The 16,370-nt window shown below is 42.3% G+C and carries 11 protein-coding genes; 5 read left to right on the forward strand and 6 right to left on the reverse strand.

The annotated features are described in order from the left end of the window. Positions 1-64 precede the first annotated feature (64 nt). From ilvD to ACEYW6_RS07660, 3 genes are all read right to left on the reverse strand, one after another. On the reverse strand, positions 65-1,750 hold the full coding sequence (gene ilvD / locus ACEYW6_RS07650) for a dihydroxy-acid dehydratase (RefSeq protein WP_412979243.1): 1,686 nt from the start codon (positions 1,748-1,750) through the stop codon (positions 65-67). A 178-nt stretch (positions 1,751-1,928) separates the two neighbouring features. Then, entirely contained in the window at positions 1,929-4,556 is a 2,628-nt protein-coding gene (locus ACEYW6_RS07655; protein WP_412979244.1) for a GAF domain-containing protein, read from the reverse strand. 570 nt (positions 4,557-5,126) lie between these two features. Then, positions 5,127-8,258: an MFS transporter gene (locus ACEYW6_RS07660; RefSeq protein WP_412979245.1), complete on the reverse strand. Its 3,132-nt coding sequence runs from the start codon at positions 8,256-8,258 to the stop codon at positions 5,127-5,129. Positions 8,259-8,956: 698 nt separating this feature from the next. Between ACEYW6_RS07660 and ACEYW6_RS07665 the strand changes: the two genes are divergently transcribed. The 4 genes from ACEYW6_RS07665 to ACEYW6_RS07680 all read left to right on the forward strand — a co-directional run bounded on the left by ACEYW6_RS07665 (position 8,957) and on the right by ACEYW6_RS07680 (position 12,130). Next, positions 8,957-10,231 carry a histidine kinase gene (locus ACEYW6_RS07665; RefSeq protein WP_412979246.1) on the forward strand — a complete coding sequence of 425 codons (1,275 nt, stop codon included), beginning with the start codon at positions 8,957-8,959 and terminating at the stop codon, positions 10,229-10,231. Positions 10,232-10,362: 131 nt separating this feature from the next. Then, positions 10,363-10,821, forward strand: coding sequence for a BON domain-containing protein (locus ACEYW6_RS07670; protein WP_412979247.1), 459 nt, complete (start codon positions 10,363-10,365; stop codon positions 10,819-10,821). 195 nt (positions 10,822-11,016) lie between these two features. Then, a complete protein-coding gene (locus ACEYW6_RS07675) occupies positions 11,017-11,451 on the forward strand; it encodes a CAAD domain-containing protein (RefSeq protein WP_412979248.1) in 435 nt (144 codons plus the stop codon). A gap of 271 nt (positions 11,452-11,722) precedes the next feature. Beyond that, positions 11,723-12,130 carry a hypothetical protein gene (locus ACEYW6_RS07680; RefSeq protein ID WP_196510548.1) on the forward strand — a complete coding sequence of 136 codons (408 nt, stop codon included), beginning with the start codon at positions 11,723-11,725 and terminating at the stop codon, positions 12,128-12,130. Between the two features lie 123 nt (positions 12,131-12,253). On the opposite strand, the gene ACEYW6_RS07685 is transcribed toward ACEYW6_RS07680, so the two are convergent. Further along, the gene (locus ACEYW6_RS07685; RefSeq protein ID WP_412979249.1) at positions 12,254-13,816 is read right to left on the reverse strand and encodes a metallophosphoesterase; all 1,563 of its coding nucleotides are present in this window, start codon (positions 13,814-13,816) and stop codon (positions 12,254-12,256) included. An 86-nt stretch (positions 13,817-13,902) separates the two neighbouring features. Continuing rightward, positions 13,903-14,874 (reverse strand): YegS/Rv2252/BmrU family lipid kinase, encoded by a 972-nt coding sequence (locus ACEYW6_RS07690; protein ID WP_412979250.1) that lies wholly within the window; start codon positions 14,872-14,874, stop codon positions 13,903-13,905. Between the two features lie 190 nt (positions 14,875-15,064). On the opposite strand from ACEYW6_RS07690, the gene ACEYW6_RS07695 reads away from it, so the two are divergent. Further along, on the forward strand, positions 15,065-15,487 hold the full coding sequence (locus tag ACEYW6_RS07695) for a lysozyme inhibitor LprI family protein (protein WP_412979251.1): 423 nt from the start codon (positions 15,065-15,067) through the stop codon (positions 15,485-15,487). A gap of 176 nt (positions 15,488-15,663) precedes the next feature. Here ACEYW6_RS07695 and ACEYW6_RS07700 read toward each other — a convergent pair whose 3' ends face one another. Beyond that, complete coding sequence (locus tag ACEYW6_RS07700; protein WP_412979252.1) at positions 15,664-16,341, reverse strand: response regulator transcription factor; 678 nt, start codon at positions 16,339-16,341, stop codon at positions 15,664-15,666. Positions 16,342-16,370 lie beyond the last annotated feature (29 nt).

The raw sequence follows: 16,370 nt of genomic DNA on the forward strand, positions 1-16,370 counted from the left end.
AAATTGGAAAGCCTACACTGTACCATCAGGTCAGTGTAGGTAGTTCACATCATAATCGGGTTAACTAAAACAAATCTAAATCTGTTACAGCACCAATACTGCTAGAAGATACCAATTTGGCATATTTCGCCAACACGCCTTTAGTGTAACGCGGAGCGGGAGGTTGCCAGTTGGCACGACGACGGGCCAATTCTTCTTCAGATATATTCAACTGCAACAAACGAGCAGGTGCATCAATAGTAATACTATCGCCTTCTTCTACAAGCGCGATCGCACCACCAACTGCCGCTTCTGGAGCAACATGACCAACTACCATGCCGTAAGTACCGCCAGAAAAGCGTCCGTCAGTAATTAATCCCACTGCATCACCCAAACCAGCACCGATAATTGCTGAAGTGGGAGCCAACATTTCGCGCATTCCAGGGCCGCCCTTAGGCCCTTCGTAGCGGATGACTAGAATATCACCAGCTTGAATCTTACCGGCCAAAATTGCAGCTAAAGAGGCTTCTTCCGATTCAAACACCCGTGCGGGGCCGGTAATTACTGGTTTTTTCACGCCGGTAATTTTGGCAACAGCCCCTTCCGTTGCCAAATTACCTTTGAGGATGGCTAAATGCCCTTGAGCATACATCGGGTTATTCCAAGTCCGAATCACATCTTGATTGGCGGATGGTTCTTCTGGGATATCTGCTAATATCTCTGCAATTGTTTGACCGCTAATGGTAAGGCTATCACCATGTAATAAGTCATGCACAAGTAGCATCTTCATTACTTGGGGAATGCCACCAGCTTTGTGCAAATCTGTAGCGACATATTTACCACTAGGTTTTAAATCACACAAAACGGGAACACGGGCGCGGATAGTTTCAAAGTCGTCTATAGTCAACTCTACATCAGCGGCGCGGGCGATCGCTAAGAAATGCAATACTGCATTGGTCGAACCACCTACCGCCATAATTACAGAGATGGCATTCTCTATAGATTTGCGGGTGATAATTTGGCGGGGTAAGATTTGGTTGCGAATGGCTTCGACTAATACAAATGCTGATTTTTCCGCGCTGTCAGCTTTTTCGGCATCTTCGGCCGCCATTGTCGAGGAATAGGGTAAACTCATTCCCAACGCTTCAAATGCTGAAGACATGGTGTTAGCTGTGAACATTCCCCCACAGGAACCAGCACCAGGACAAGCCCGGCCTTCAACTTCTAATAGTTCTTTTTCGTCAATTTTTCCAGCACTGTATTGACCAACAGCTTCAAAAGAACTGACAACAGTTAAATCGCGCCCATTGTAGTGACCGGGTTTAATTGTCCCACCGTAAACAAAGATAGCAGGGATATTCATCCTTGCGATCGCCAGCATTGCTCCTGGCATATTTTTATCACAACCGCCGATCGCTAATACGCCATCCATACTTTGTCCAGTACAGGCGGTTTCAATGGAATCGGCAATGACTTCCCGCGATACTAGGGAATATTTCATCCCTTCAGTTCCCATCGAAATCCCATCACTAATGGTAATCGTGCCGAACATTTGCGGCATCGCCCCGGCGGTTTTAATTCCAACTTCTGCCCTTTGCGCCAGTTGATTTATCCCCATATTACAGGGAGTGATCGTACTGTAACCATTGGCAATGCCCACAATGGCTTTATTGAAATCCTCATCTTTAAAACCAACTGCACGCAGCATAGCTCGATTAGGCGATCGCTGCACCCCTTGCGTTACAATTTGGCTTCTCAAATTCTCCGACATCTTTTTTCCTTCCCTGGCATCATCGCAACTGTTGCGATTGTATTACCTGATTTTCTCATGCATACGCGGCGCGATCAAAGCATCAGTAAGCATTAGTAATTTTCTATAGTTCAGCGTTCGGCTAATTGCCATCAGAAAAACACCCCTCTCTCAGGCGGAGTGGGATTCTAGCGTGAGATTATGCTTCACTCAAGAAGTCGTTAATAGCATGTAATAATTCATGGAAAGTGTAAGGCTTCCTCAAAAATATATTGACACCAGCATTAGCAGCCTCGACCATCTGACTGTCGGTCACTGTGCCACTGATGCCCATAATTTTGACTTGTGGGTTCATTTGTTGCATTATGTTAATGGCAGTTAACCCATCCATTGATGGCATCATCATATCCATCAACACCATACTAATTTGATTTTTATGCTGGGCGTACAATGAGATTGCCTCGATGCCGTTAATAGCTGTCAGAGTTTCATAGTTGTGGTCTTCAAGCAAAGTTTTGCTAATTTCTAGGATAGCGGCTTCATCATCTACAACTAGAATCAATTCTCCGTTTCCGTTGGGCAATTCCAAACTCTCTGCTTGCTGCTTTGCACTTTTGTTTATAGCTGGTAGATAAACTTGAAATTGAGAACCTTTACCTACCTCGCTAGACACTTTCACAAAACCGTTGTGGTTTTTGACAATCCCAATCACAGTTGATAAACCTAAGCCAGTGCCTTTGCCTGGTTCTTTGGTTGTAAAAAAGGGTTCAAAAATTCGCTCCAAAATTAGTGGAGGAATCCCAAATCCTGTATCTGAAATAGTTATCAATATATAGGGGCCCACTTGAGCATTTAGATTCCTTTTGGCAAAATTTTCATCAACGAATAAATTCTCCGCAGACATATATAGTGTGCCGCCCTTGGGCATAGCATCACGAGCATTGACGCACAAATTCATTAACACCTGATGAATTTGAGTCGGATCTGCCAAGATAGTCCAGAGTTGATGTCTAGGTAGATTATTGATAATTGTGATCGATTTGGGAAATGTGCTTTTGACAATTTGATCAATTTCTAGAAGTAAGTGTTCTATTTGTAAAGAAATACCGTTGCCTTCAGACCTACGAGAAAAAGTCAGAATTTGCTTGACCAAATCCGCCGCCCGTTTAGAGTTATCTTCGAGAAGTTTCAGTAGTTGATAATTACGTACATCCAAATTGGGAAGTTTGAGCGCTAACATTTCTACTGAAGACAAAATGGGCGTTAGGATATTGTTGAGGTCGTGGGCAATACCACTTGCCAACGTACCAAGACTCTCTAGGCGCTGGGCACGAAGAAATTGAGCAAGGAGTTGTTTTTTCTCTGTGATGTCAGTATCAACGGAGAGGATGGATTTTGGTTGCTCTGCTTCATCACGCATCAGTGTCCATCGGCTTTCCACGATAATTTCTTTGCCGCACTTTGTCACTTTATGTAACTCACCTTGCCATAAACCAAAGTCAGTAACATTTGTTAAAGCCGCTTGCAATTGTTGTGAGCTTTCTTTGCACAGCAGAAGCTCCTCAAGGTTCTTTCCCAAAGCCTCATGAGCTTCCCAACCATATAGACGTTCTGCACCTTGATTCCAGAATAAGATTTGGTTTTGAAAATTTCGTACAACGATCGCATCAGAAGCGATATCTAGTAAAGCTGCTTGTTCGCAGATTTTCTGTTCTGCCCATTTGCGCTCAATGGTCATAGCCAACACATTAGCGATCGCTTGCAAAAAGTGAATATCATTTTGGGTAAACTCCCGATGTCTAGTTGTGTGTGCGCCTAAGACACCAAGAGGTTGTTTTTGACCTTGAATGATAACGCTAATGCCACTGATCACTGAGTGGTTAATCAATAACGGTGGCCCTTGAAACCGCGTTTCTTTGGCAAGGTCACCAACAATTACTGGCTCACTGGAAAGTAGTGTATAGGAGGCCTGAGTCTCATTCCCTCCACCTAATTCTAATTTGAAATTTCCCACCAACCCTGACTGCCAACCGACTCCCGATCGCAACAGTAAGGTGTTCTGATCAGGAAGCACTTCCAAAACTTTACTGTACTCAACCTCAAGGCCTTGAGTAATCAGGACAACGGCTTCGTCCATTAATGCGTAAAGGTCTATATTAGCTAGAGCTAACTGACCTAATTTAGCCACGGCTGCCTGCTGGCGCACACGTGCTCTTAAACCAGATTCCACCCGCTTGCGTTCAGCGAGTTCAGTATTTACCTGCTCATACAGTTGAGATTGCTGGATGGCAATGCCTACTTGTATTGCCAATTGTTTAAGTAAATCGATTTCCCACATCTGCCACTGTCGGGGTGCTGCACACTGGTTGGCAACTAATAATCCCCACAATTTTTTTCCTTGCAAGATCGGGACTGCCAAGTTTGCCCTGACTTGGAACTGAATAAGTAAATCGCGGTGGCATTCAGTCAAACCTGCTGTATAAATATCTGCGATCGCTTGAATGCGCCCTTGTCTGTACTCCTTGCCATGAGTTTCCATAAAATAAGTGTCTTTGACTTGGGTATTCAGGGCAGAAATACAATGATCATCAACAGACTCTACCACCACTACCCCGCTGTAGTCTGGTTCAAACTGATACATGAACACTCGATCTACTTCTAGGAGCTGACGTACTTCAGTTACGGTCGTATTCAGAACCTTGTCCAAATTCAAACTCTGGCGGATGCGCTGGGCAATTGCCATCACCAATCGCTGCCATTGAATTTGCTGTTGCAGTGCCTCTTCTGCCTGCTTACAGTCTGTAAGGTTACACTCATCATTGTTCATCTATTATATGCCCCATCTAATCAATGAGGTTTTCAATATCTAGTGACTGCTGGTTACACCTATGGACTATTGCCCATAGTCTATATTTTTATGAACAAATATAGTTAAAACTACCTGAGACGAGGGAATTTAAATTTAACGGTGGTTGTTATTATTATGGCTATACCTTAATACTATAAGAGGTGCGCCGATTTAAGATGTGTTTCCTTTATTGCAGCATAAATCTTGATTTGTAACAACTTCAGGAAATTGTACATATTTGAAGCAAGTGATTGGAAAAAGGGATTAAGTCTGGCTTTGCCAAAGTTTTTTACTCTGTTTTCCCTGGCTTCGCTAGAAGCCAGTAGCTTTAATATATGTTTGCCCTAAATCTTCTGTCTTCCGGCAGAAAAAGTTAGAGAGTCACTAAACTTTTGAAAAAGAATAAAAACAAGATTTTCAAGGATTTTTTGCCTCAATTATGGGATTGCTACGAGAGTTTGATTGCTGATACAAAAGAAAAGTGGTATTCAGATTTAAAGCCTGAATACCACTTTGTATTTTTTCAAAATTCCTGATGACGGAGGTATTTTACCCAGGTAGATTTATCCCAGTGACAGCGATCGCACCAGCGATCGCACTGGCTGCAAGGGAAGTTAATGCTGTGCCAAATAACCACCATGCAGCATTTGCAACGGTTTTTTTGGTTTGTTGGGCTTGCTTTTTAGTTTGCTCTTGGATTGCTTTCAGGCGTTTTTGCGTTTCTTTCTGGATGCGTTCGGCTCGTTGGAGTACGCCATCCCGTGCCGCTTCTATTTGGTCGATAATGCGGTTAGCATCGCTCTCAGAAATATCCTCACGAGAACTGATGACAGCAACTAAGGTGTCACGATCAAATTGACTGAGGCGATCGCGCAATGCTTCAAATCCAGCTTGTGGATCGTCGAACACTTTAGCAAAGTCTTGCTTAATGCCTTCATAGTTGAGTTCCGAACGATCCAACGAGTTGAGATAGTTACGAACTCTAGCAAAAACTCCATCAAGTACTGATTGTACTCTCTGCTGGATCTGCTGGAATTGTTCGACAATCGAACTCCGCACAGACTCAATTTGATCCACAATTCGGTTAGCTTCCTCTTCTGAGATATCCTCCCGTTGAGATAACAGCGCCACAATTGTCGATCGGTCAAATTTGGAGGCGCGATCGCTTAAACTCCCAATTCCAGCGCGGGGAGAAGATAGCAGTAATTGCAAATCGCGTTTAATTGCTTCTGGGTTGAGTTCTTCTTTGTTAGTATTGCGCAGGTAATCTTCAAGATTGCCTTCAAAATCTAGAGCTACTTGAGTGGTACGCTTGGCCAAACGCCGTGGCGCTCTCACAATATCACCAATCGTATCTTGTACCCGATCAATGATCTGATTAACCTGCTCTTGGCTCAAATCTCCCCGTTGACTCACAAGTTTAACCAAGGTTTCTCGATCAACGTGAGACAAGCGATCGCGCAATGCTAATGCTCCTGCTTTAGGATCATCGAGTAATTTTTCCAAATCGGCTCTGATTCCTTCGGGATCAAGTTCTTCCAAATTGGTATTGCGGAGATAGTCTGCGATCGCTTTTGTCGTTTTTTCGTACTGTTCTTTCGCCTGTTGCGGTACTTGCAAAATACTATCTCGGACTGCTTCGATCTGATCGAGAATTTGGTTTACCTGTTCTTCGCTCAAATCTTGACGCTGAGTGAGCAATTGTACCAGTGTATCCCGATCAAATTGCGATAAGCGCGAAGTCAATTGGCTAATTCCGGCTTGCGGATCGTCTAATAAAACTCTAAACTCACGTTTGATAGCTTCGGGATTTAGTTCGTCTTTATTAGTATTCCGCAGATAGTCTTCAACTCTTTGGCGCAGTTCATCGGCTCTGGCTTTTGCTTGTTCTTGCAATTCTCTAGCACGATTTAAGAAATTATCGCGGTTGCGTTCGAGTTGACTAACAATATTATTAGCTTCTTCTTCGCTGATATCTTGACGTTGCTGGAGCAATTGTACATAAGTATCGCGGTCAAATTGCCCGAAGCGGCTAGTTAAATCTTCAAAGCCAGCTTGTGGATCTTCCACCAATGTTGCAAAGTCCCGTTCAATACCTTCAGGGTTGAGTTCTTCTTTCCCTGTTGAACGCAGATAATCTTCGATGCGGCTGCGGAAATCTTGCCCTTTTTCTCGCGCTTGGGCCTGTTTTACAGTTTCTAAAACTTCCTGGCGATCGCTTTCCATTTGTTCAGCGATTTCTTTCACCCTAGCTTCGCTAATATCACCCCGTTGGTTTAGCAAGTTGGCGAAATATTCTTGATTCAGTTCTTCCAACTCACGTTTCACGGTTGTCAGATCTGCATTCACGTCATAGATGACTTCTTTAAATTCATCTCTTAGGGTAATGCGGTTAAAATGCCAAGGAAAGGAATTTAATATGTAGTCTTCTACATCTGCCTTAATCGTGTTTTCAAGCGATATTGGCAATCTTGCAGATACTTGCTCAGTTGCTTGCTCTCTAAGCTTCTGAAGTTGTTCTGTGATTTGATCGACATCGACATCTTGAACTTTTTCTTTCAGCTTTTGCAACTGAGTTGTAATTTTGTTCACATCTATATTGGAAAGGTTGACCCGATCCAAGACTGCTGGTACAGCAGCACTCAAGCCATATCGCATAGCTTGCTTCATTACACCATTACTTTGCTTGCCATTACCACCTCCGACTGTAACCAGTTCTTGAAGCCGTTCCCCTAATTGCTCTGAATTCAGTTCTTCGGGAGTAGCAGACTTGAGCAAATTAATTACTTGTTCTGTGGGATTTTTGCGGTTTAAAGCTTGTTGCCAAGCGCCTTCAAATTGATCAGCAATGCGATTTATATCTTCTTTAGATAAATCTGTACGATTGCTGATTAAATCAACAAATGTTTGGCGATTAATGTTTTGCAATAGGTCGCTATTAGCAACAGATTGCAAATCTGTATCTTTAAGCAACTGGTCAAATTGACTCCGAATTTCTTTGATGTCCAGCTTTGGCAATTGCAAAGAACCTAAGGAACTTTGGAGCGTATTTCTAATACCTTCAGGATCAAAACCTGAAGTTAATTCCCGCCGGACTGCGGCTGTAATATCTTCAGCAGTAGAAACCAACTGTTTTTTTGCAGTATTAGCACCGATACCAGCAGTTGCTGTACCCATCAGAGCTTGAAAACCTGAAGTAACAGTATTAGCGATAGAACCAATTAAAGAACCTACTGCCGATGAACCTAACCAAATTACCAGTGAGAAATAGGTAGACCAGATGACTACACCAATAATTGCTCCTAAAAATGCACTTTCGATTAAGCTAAGTTTTACCGCTAGAAAACAAGCAATAAATAATGCAATGCTAGCGGTTATTAATGCCCAAGAACCAACCTTGGTTTGAACATCACGAATTTTACTACCCAAGCTTTCTGATTCATCATCAGAATCTGAATCAATTTCCCAAGATGAAATTCCTACAGCGACTGAAAAGTTTGTGAATAACAATTGAAAGGCAAATGCCATTAAGACCCCAGCCACCAATGCTACCAAAAATTTAGGGCCAGAAAAAAGAACTGATGTTTCTTCTGGCGTTAGTACTTCCTGGGCTAAAGTTATTGGCGCTAATCCCAAAGGCAGCCAGTTCCATCCCCAAATAGTTAAAACATTTTGAAACATAGAATTTTCTCACTTGCTATCATTTAAATAACCATTGATAAAATGGCTTACCTATCAATTTAGTTCTCAGTTATATAATCTGGCACTTTCTTAGGTAAGAAGTTTGTTTGCCAAAAGTCGTATTTTAGAAAAAAACATATTGTTTTATTAGTTAAAAATAAAATAAAACAATATATGTCTTGGTAACTTTTTCACAATTTTATGAAATTAGCTAAATTGGAATTGGTGTTATTTTTTACCTAAAAAAACCAAAGTCTGTTTTATAAAGTGGAGCTTAACCCAGCTTTATGAAGAGAAGTAAGGGGTATAAAGCCTGAAGATATCAGCTTTTTCGGTCAATATCCAACCTAATTCTGCTCGTTAAATTAAATTTTATTTTTATAAAGCATTTTCTCCATAAAGTTAAACCTAGATATAGTTGAACGCCTTTGTTGTAACTTATATTCAATAAATAAGTTTTTAGTGGAATTCAATTAGTTAAAAAACTAATAATGATAGTTAAAATTTAATTTTGTAAGACATGATTTATTTAATACTTAAAGCTTTCTACTAACTTTAGATAAAAACACCTATGTCTAATGATAGAGATAAAAATTCTTCCAAGCGATTGATGAAAATGAAATAAAAACATGTATAAATAAGGGTTATTAGGAGCTATAAATTAGTGAATAATTGATTTTTGCTGAGGAGACAAAATAATGGTTGTAGGTGTACATAAACGTGCTGTAGGTGTATTTTCTCATCGCCGAGATGTTGAACATGCGCTACATGAATTAAAAAAAGTTGGCTTTGACATGAACAGAGTCTCTGTCATTACGCAGGATGGGGACAAAGATGATATTGCTGGTGCTGAAGTGCGCGATCGCGTTGGTGATAAATCTGACGAAGGCGCTAAAGTCGGAGCAGCTACAGGTGGTGCTTTGGGCGGATTGACTGGCTTATTAGTCGGTCTTGGTACTTTGGCAATTCCTGGAATCGGGCCAATTATGCTGGCTGGAGCCGCAGCAACCACCTTAGCTACTACTCTCGCGGGAGCAGGTATTGGCGCAGTAGCTGGTAGTTTGCTTGGTGCATTGATTGGTTTAGGAATTCCTGAAGAACGAGCCAGAGTTTACGACGAACGCGTGAGACGAGGACACTATTTAGTGATCCTAGATGGTACAGATACAGAAATTGCCAGAGCAGAAGCAATTTTGCATCAGCGGGGTGTCGAAGAGTTTGGCATTTATGACAACCCAGATGCTAGAACTGCAAATGCTGATTATGTTGCTCCAACTTCTAATGTTGCTCATAGTGGTGTTGCTAGACGCGCGATTGGAGTCTTTTCTCATCGCCGAGATGCAGAAGCAGCACTAACAGAATTACGAGATGCAGGTTTTCCTTTAAATAGAGTCTCCATCATTGCCAAAGATACAAGCGGTCATGGGATCGCTGGTGTAGATGTAGATAAAAATGTCGGGACAGGAAATAAAGCAGACGAGGGTGTAAAAGCTGGAGCTGCTACAGGTGGCGTACTAGGTGGCTTGACTGGTTTATTAGTTGGTCTTGGAACTTTAGCAATTCCTGGAGTCGGGCCTGTGATTGCAGGTGGTGCAGCAGCGACCGCTTTGGCATCAACAGTGGCTGGCGGTGCGATTGGTGCAGCGGCTGGGGGTCTTGTTGGCGGACTCGTTGGCTTGGGAATTCCTGAAGACAAGGCGCGAGTATATAATGATCGCTTCCAAAGAGGCGACTACTTGGTAATTATCGATGGTACGCAAGCTGAAATCCACCAAGCTGAAGCAATTCTCAACCGTCGTGGTATTGAAGAATTTGCCACCTATGATGCTACTGATTTAGGCGAACATCGCTCAGGTTTAGACCGAGTGACGCATCATGATACCGCAGTTAGCGATCGCACCAATTACTCAACAGACCTTCATAGAGACGATCCTGCTGTAGTCATTGTTGACCGTCGGGATGAAACTCTCTAACCCAAGCTAGTTGTCACTCACACCAATTTCCTGAAATTACAGGAGCAAGTAAATAAAAGCTTTGCTCCTCACTTATGCCGTGAATATCAACAAACTCCACAAATTTCACTTTCCGATTCAGAATTAAACATATGCAAAAGCTAACTCCTTTCTTAATTAGTTGCCTTCTAGTTTTTGGTGTTGCGGCTTGTGATAACGCTTCTAAAACAACTGTGACTGCGCCCGCTCCTGACGAAGCTCCACAAGCACCAACTGCACAAACAACACAAGCGGCTCAACAAGACGCTCAAAGTGAAGTTCGCAGAAGACAGCTTGATTCTGATATCCGTGCCCGCGAACAGCGAAATAATGCCACTGGCGGCGATACACAAAGAGCTACAGGTGACCTAGCAAGTGAAGTTCGCTCAAAGTTGGAAGCAAACATACCCAAGGGTCAACTAACAGTTGATGCAGCAGATGATGGAACTGTCACTGTCGCAGGAACTGTGAACAATCAGCAGGAATTGGCTAAAATTGAACGTTTAGCTAAGGAAATTAAAGGTGTTAAAACTGTAGTTGTTAAAGCAACTGTTGCACCTCCACAAAGCTAAGGCAGTTAACAATAAATCCAAGTGAGTATGTAGGCATAAATAAATCATAAATAAATTTAGATGCCCCTACTCAGTTTTAGTGGTCAGTTATACTTATTACTGACCATTAATAATTGACAACTGACGACCTTAATAATTATATTTATTGACGATCAGTCAGTTATAGAAACTCTTGTAATTGCCGAAAATAAAACTATGGAAACTGAACAACAGCAACGTGAATCCATTAATGCCTCCTTCTCAGAAGGTACGCTAGCACTTGAAGGTACAGATACTGCAAACTTGCCAAAGTTACCACCAGCACCTGAACCTGAATCACAATGGCAGCAAATTAGCAGACAAGTTTCTCAATTTTTGGAGCAATTCCCTGAATACTTAGGTCGATTTTTTCAAGATTACAAGCAGCCTCTAACAACTGTTGGTTTAATTTTGGCGGCGATTGTTACGGCCAAGGTAGTACTAGCACTACTGGATGCAATCAATGATATTCCGCTACTATCACCGACTTTTGAGTTAATTGGTATTGGTTACGCCACTTGGTTTATTTCCCGTTATCTACTTAAAGCTTCAACTCGGCAAGAATTAGCTGATGAAATTCAATCGCTGAAAAACCAATTTGTAGGCGAATAAATTTCCAAACTATTAAACTAGTTCACTGGGATGGAAGTTTGTCTATTTGTCTACTTTGGCAAGGGGCTTAATGCCCCTTGTTTTGTTAATTAAGGTAAATTACAAGTATTTAACCGGACTTAATCTTAATCTTTCGGATACATCAAAAGATAGAGAACATAACATTATATTTAGTTTAAAATCCCTTCTAAAGATAGTAGAACGGAAATGAAAAACAGCCTAATCTAGGTTTTGAAGTTATTTAATAGATTCTTTAACGAGGACATAAATTATGGCTAATGAAGCAGTTAAGAGAGATATAGATTCATCTGACCGAGCTGAAGTAGATACATACGATCGCGGCATTATCCCAGCCGAAACAGCTGCTCGAATGGAAAGAGAGGGAAATCTCTACAAAACACTCCCCACAGAAGAAAGGGAGGCAGATGCCCCTACGGATGACCAAACTGATCCAGGAAGTGTACGCACCACTGATGGATATACCGTGGACAAAGAAGGTTTGTTGAACAACTATGCAGTTGAACCGGAAATGTACTACGAAGAACCGGGCGATGCACGCAAACAAGCAGCAGAAGATACCGCCCAACGCGTTGAAGAACTCGGAGAAGTAAATCAGGACGAGGAAGGGAAGTTGACCGATAAAGGTGACAAACGCGGTAGAGGCCCAGGAATAATTTAATTAACATCATCCTTTTTGTTGGATGCAATTAACACTTCAGAAGGCTAAATAGGCGATTTGTAGAGACGCAATGATTGCGTCTCTATTTATATTTATGGGGCCAATATTTCGAGAAGTATGTTACTAGATAATCAAGGGTTCAAGTTCACGATGATGCCATTGCCGCTGATACCATTCGGCAACCAAGGGACGGACAATGAACTTGGGTTGACCATCGCCTTTAACGTCAATGCGTAAACCTGAGTAAGGTCGTCGCTTCTGAGAACCTTCACCGTTGCGACCAATGAAGAGATGCGATCGCGCCACTAATCTATTTTCATTGCCAAAAGTCTCCATCAAATCTGCTCCCTCAGTCCGCTGGCGGCGCAAACTAAAGCCGCTACCGCCACAAACAATCCAGTGGATATGAGAATCAGCGTGTCCTGTATCCATTGTCTCTAGATGTTCCAAGCAGTGGGCGTGACCGTTTAATACCAAATCGACCAAAGAACGCCCCTGTGTTAGGGAACCTATTTCTTTAGCTACCGCATCCAGCACACCACGGAGGCGATCGCGAATTATCAGAGTTTGTGCTTGTTGCCACTTTGTCGCTTCAGTTACATAGGGAGGATGATGGAAATAAATCACTCTTCCCCGAACTTCAGAATTATTCCAAGATTCAATTAATCTTTGCTTGAGCCAGTCTAGTTGTTCAGTGTCAGTCAGCGTGGTTTTATCAACAGCTAATTGCTTGTCGATATCAACAATAATTTCTTCAATTTGTGACAGTTTGGCGTGAAAGTCGTCTAATTGGTCGGCTTCGCTGGGGTTTTCTGGACGAAGCTTGGCGGAAGTTTCAATGATTTGCAGCTTTTCTTGCTCTAAATCTTCACGACGTTTTTCTAAGATTCTGCGATCGGCGTTACCTTCTTTTGTTTTAGGTAGGGGCGGTGGATCGTTAAATGTATTAGAATCCAAGGCAAAGAAATCAATCCCGTTATAGCGAAAAGTGTAGTAGCGATTGGGAAGGCGGGTAAAATGCCCAGGTTCATAGCAAAGACAACGACCTGTATCTGTCTTGGCTGTGTAGTACTGATCTAAGTGGCTGGCTAACTCTTCTGGAAGTTGAAACGCTTTAAGATAGTCCAGAAACGCCCGTGCATATGCCTTACCAGTTCCTGAGCCATGCAATCCCACATCTAGGTCTAACCGCGATCGCAACAGGCGACGAATGGGTAATGTTGTTAGCGAGGCCAAGCTCAAGAGAATCGGCAAATTATAGTAATCGTGATTTCCCGGTACAGGTAAAATGGGCAGCTTAAAAACCATCTGGTCATAGGCAATTCCTTTGGGATGGTTTCCTCCCAAAATAAACTCTCGATAGGGCTGGATGAAGTTCTGCTGGTAGTATTCACTCGACCCCACTAAATAGATCACATCCCCCATATGCAACATAAAACGGGATTCGTTGTGATGGGGCAGCATCATTTCAGCCACCTGTCGCTGAGGATTGTGTCCCCGGTGCTTGCCGGAACCACTATCACCTACAACTAAAAATGAGAACTCAGAATTGTCTGTTTGCCCATCTTCCAACACCAGCCGAGTTTGGTCGATACCCCGTTCTACAATTAACGGATCTTGCCAGCGTACCCGCTGGTTCATTTTACGAATTTTGTTAGCGATCGCTGGATCAGATACAAGTTTCAATGCAACCTACTCCTGAGTTTTCAATTAGGAATCGGGCAAGAGTCATTTCTCACTTGTTATTCTCGCCCTGCTTCCCCTGCTTTGTTTCACTCCTCTACTGTGTCTTTCATTTCAACAGTCAAATTGGGGAGTCCTTCCAGTTTTTCTGTAGGCTCAACTTCTTCTACTAATGGCACAAAAATTTTCAAACCTGCTGGTACACACTTAATTTCTACTGGTGTTGTGCCTACGATTTCACCATCTAGAACAACTTTTTGTGGTGGCTCAGTCGTAATTTTAAATTGTTTGGCTCGTAGAAAGCCAATATCATTCCGTTCTACGGCGTTACCTGTAGAAGCCGTTTGAAATAGATGAAATGTAGCTGCGATCGCTCCTGCTTTGTTAGCTGGAGCTACAATCGTTAAATCTAGTAACCCATCATCATAAATCAGACCTGCTGGCCCTTGAGCCAAGACTGAAGTGGGAGGCGCAGCATTTGCTACTGTGACTGCACAGGCACTAGTTTTAATGATCTTGTCTTCAGTTTCAATTTCAACATCAAAGTTTTTTAAGTTTCTTAGTTGCTGGATTCCTGCCAAAACGTAGGCCATCATTCCAAAGCGATTCTTGGCATCTCGGTCTGCCAATTCTACAGTTTCAGCTTCAAAGCCAATACCTGCCAATAGCACCATTGGCCGATCGTTGCAATAGGCTACGTCTACATGGTGGGTTCCTCCCTGCAAAATTGTCTGACATGCACCTGCGATCGTGTCAGGAATATTTAAAGCTGTAGCAAAAGCGTTTGCTGTTCCTCTAGAAATGATCCCAAATGGAATGTCACTACCCACTAGAGCCGCCGCCGCCGCCGAGAGGGTTCCATCTCCTCCCGAAGCAATGATTGCATCTACCCCTCGCTCTACCGCTGCATAGGCCAGTTCGTCAGCGTCGATTTCTTCAGTTGTCAGATAAATATCTAGGTCAATTTCTGGCTCTAATATTGCTCGAATTTCTGCCAGTTCTATGTCTGGGTCACCCTGACCGGCAACTGGATTGAAGATGAGACAGGCGGAACGATTCATAAAATATAAAAGCTAAACTTAGATCACTAAAATACCAAATTCTTTCTAGCATTCTTGTGAAATTTCGACTTCCTTCTGCCGACTGGTTTATCTTTTGTAAGCAGGTCAGAAGTCTTTTGTGTCGTAACTTAACAATGCTGACGTGTATTTTAGTATTTTTTGTCCTTACTTAAACAATAAAATTTTTGCCATGCGTCAATTTTTACTAGTTTTAGCAAGTATTCTAACTCTCAGCAGTTTAGATACCCCCACCATGACAATAGCAGGCACAACGCCTAATTTATCCGATATGCGCTTAGTTCAAAAGCTCAACTGCAATAATCCTCAAACTCAAAGAGCAATTAATGAATGCACGAAGTTATCTTATCAAAATGCAGATAAAAAACTGAATCAAGTTTATCAACAATTGCTACCTACCTTAGAAAGGTCTAGAAAACAGAAATTGATTGCTGCACAGCAAGCATGGATTAAGTTTCGGGATACCAATTGTGAGTTTGAAAGAAGCAGATATGAGGGAGGAAGTATTGCCCCTACCATTTATTTTGGTTGTCTAGAAAATACTACTAAACTGCGTACCCAAGAATTACAAGAATATCTCAAATCCGACCCTTAAGTAGTCTAAATACATTATTTCAAAAATTTTTAGCGAAAAAATCGGAAAACTCTGCGTTGAAAAAGTTAATGTTTTTCAACTCAGAGTAAATGCATAGGGCTTCGCCTTCCCACAGGGTAGGAACGCAGAGTTTTGCTAATAGCTGAATTCTTCTGAGGAGGGCTAAATACAACATTTTAGTTGAGTTGTTTAAGACGGTAGCCAATACCGTGAACTGTTTCAATAAAATCTTCAAAAGCTCCGGCTGCTTTGAGCTTTTGACGCAGACTTCTGAGATGAACTTTCACCGCATGTTCTTCTGGAGGAGACTCTAGCGACCAAATATGTTCAATAATCACGCTGCGACTAAGGACACGACGACCATTTCGCAGCAATAACTCTAATATTCCGTACTCTTTTGGGGTTAAATGTAGCATATTTTCGCCGTAATTCACTTCATAAGTGCTGGGGTTGAGGTGGAGATTGCCCCATTCTAAAATCGGCGGCGATGAAACATTACCTCGACGAAGCAAGGCGCGAATTCGTGCAAATAGTTCTTGCAAATCCACAGGTTTAACGACATAATCATCTGCTCCCGCATCGAGTCCGGTGATTTTATCGCTAACGGTATCACGAGCAGTCAGCATGAGAACAGGCATACTGTAGCTGTGCGATCGCAACCGATGGCATAAACTAATTCCATCGAGTTCTGGCAACATCACATCCAGCAGCAGCAAATCATAATCCAGCATTTTAGCTTGATTCCATCCTGCCTCACCGTCTGTCACCACATCAACCATATAACGTTGGTCTGTAAGAGCTTCTGCTAAAGTTTCGGCAAGGCGTACATCATCTTCAACTAAGAGAATTCGCATAGCATTTTTTTTAACTATACAAGTTATGT

The organism is Nostoc sp. UIC 10607 (assembly GCF_047228265.1).
In the GTDB taxonomy this organism is placed as follows: Bacteria; Cyanobacteriota; Cyanobacteriia; order Cyanobacteriales; family Nostocaceae; genus Nostoc; species Nostoc foliaceum_A.

Excerpts from the sequence above, each read along its gene's own strand:
- ilvD (WP_412979243.1), bottom strand. The coding sequence starts at position 1,750 with ATGTCGGAGAATTTGAGAAGCCAAATTGTAACGCAAGGGGTGCAGCGA.
- ACEYW6_RS07655 (WP_412979244.1), bottom strand. The coding sequence starts at position 4,556 with ATGAACAATGATGAGTGTAACCTTACAGACTGTAAGCAGGCAGAAGAG.
- ACEYW6_RS07660 (WP_412979245.1), bottom strand. The coding sequence starts at position 8,258 with ATGTTTCAAAATGTTTTAACTATTTGGGGATGGAACTGGCTGCCTTTG.
- ACEYW6_RS07665 (WP_412979246.1), top strand. The coding sequence starts at position 8,957 with ATGGTTGTAGGTGTACATAAACGTGCTGTAGGTGTATTTTCTCATCGC.
- ACEYW6_RS07670 (WP_412979247.1), top strand. The coding sequence starts at position 10,363 with ATGCAAAAGCTAACTCCTTTCTTAATTAGTTGCCTTCTAGTTTTTGGT.
- ACEYW6_RS07675 (WP_412979248.1), top strand. The coding sequence starts at position 11,017 with ATGGAAACTGAACAACAGCAACGTGAATCCATTAATGCCTCCTTCTCA.
- ACEYW6_RS07680 (WP_196510548.1), top strand. The coding sequence starts at position 11,723 with ATGGCTAATGAAGCAGTTAAGAGAGATATAGATTCATCTGACCGAGCT.
- ACEYW6_RS07690 (WP_412979250.1), bottom strand. The coding sequence starts at position 14,874 with ATGAATCGTTCCGCCTGTCTCATCTTCAATCCAGTTGCCGGTCAGGGT.
- ACEYW6_RS07695 (WP_412979251.1), top strand. The coding sequence starts at position 15,065 with ATGCGTCAATTTTTACTAGTTTTAGCAAGTATTCTAACTCTCAGCAGT.
- ACEYW6_RS07700 (WP_412979252.1), bottom strand. The coding sequence starts at position 16,341 with ATGCGAATTCTCTTAGTTGAAGATGATGTACGCCTTGCCGAAACTTTA.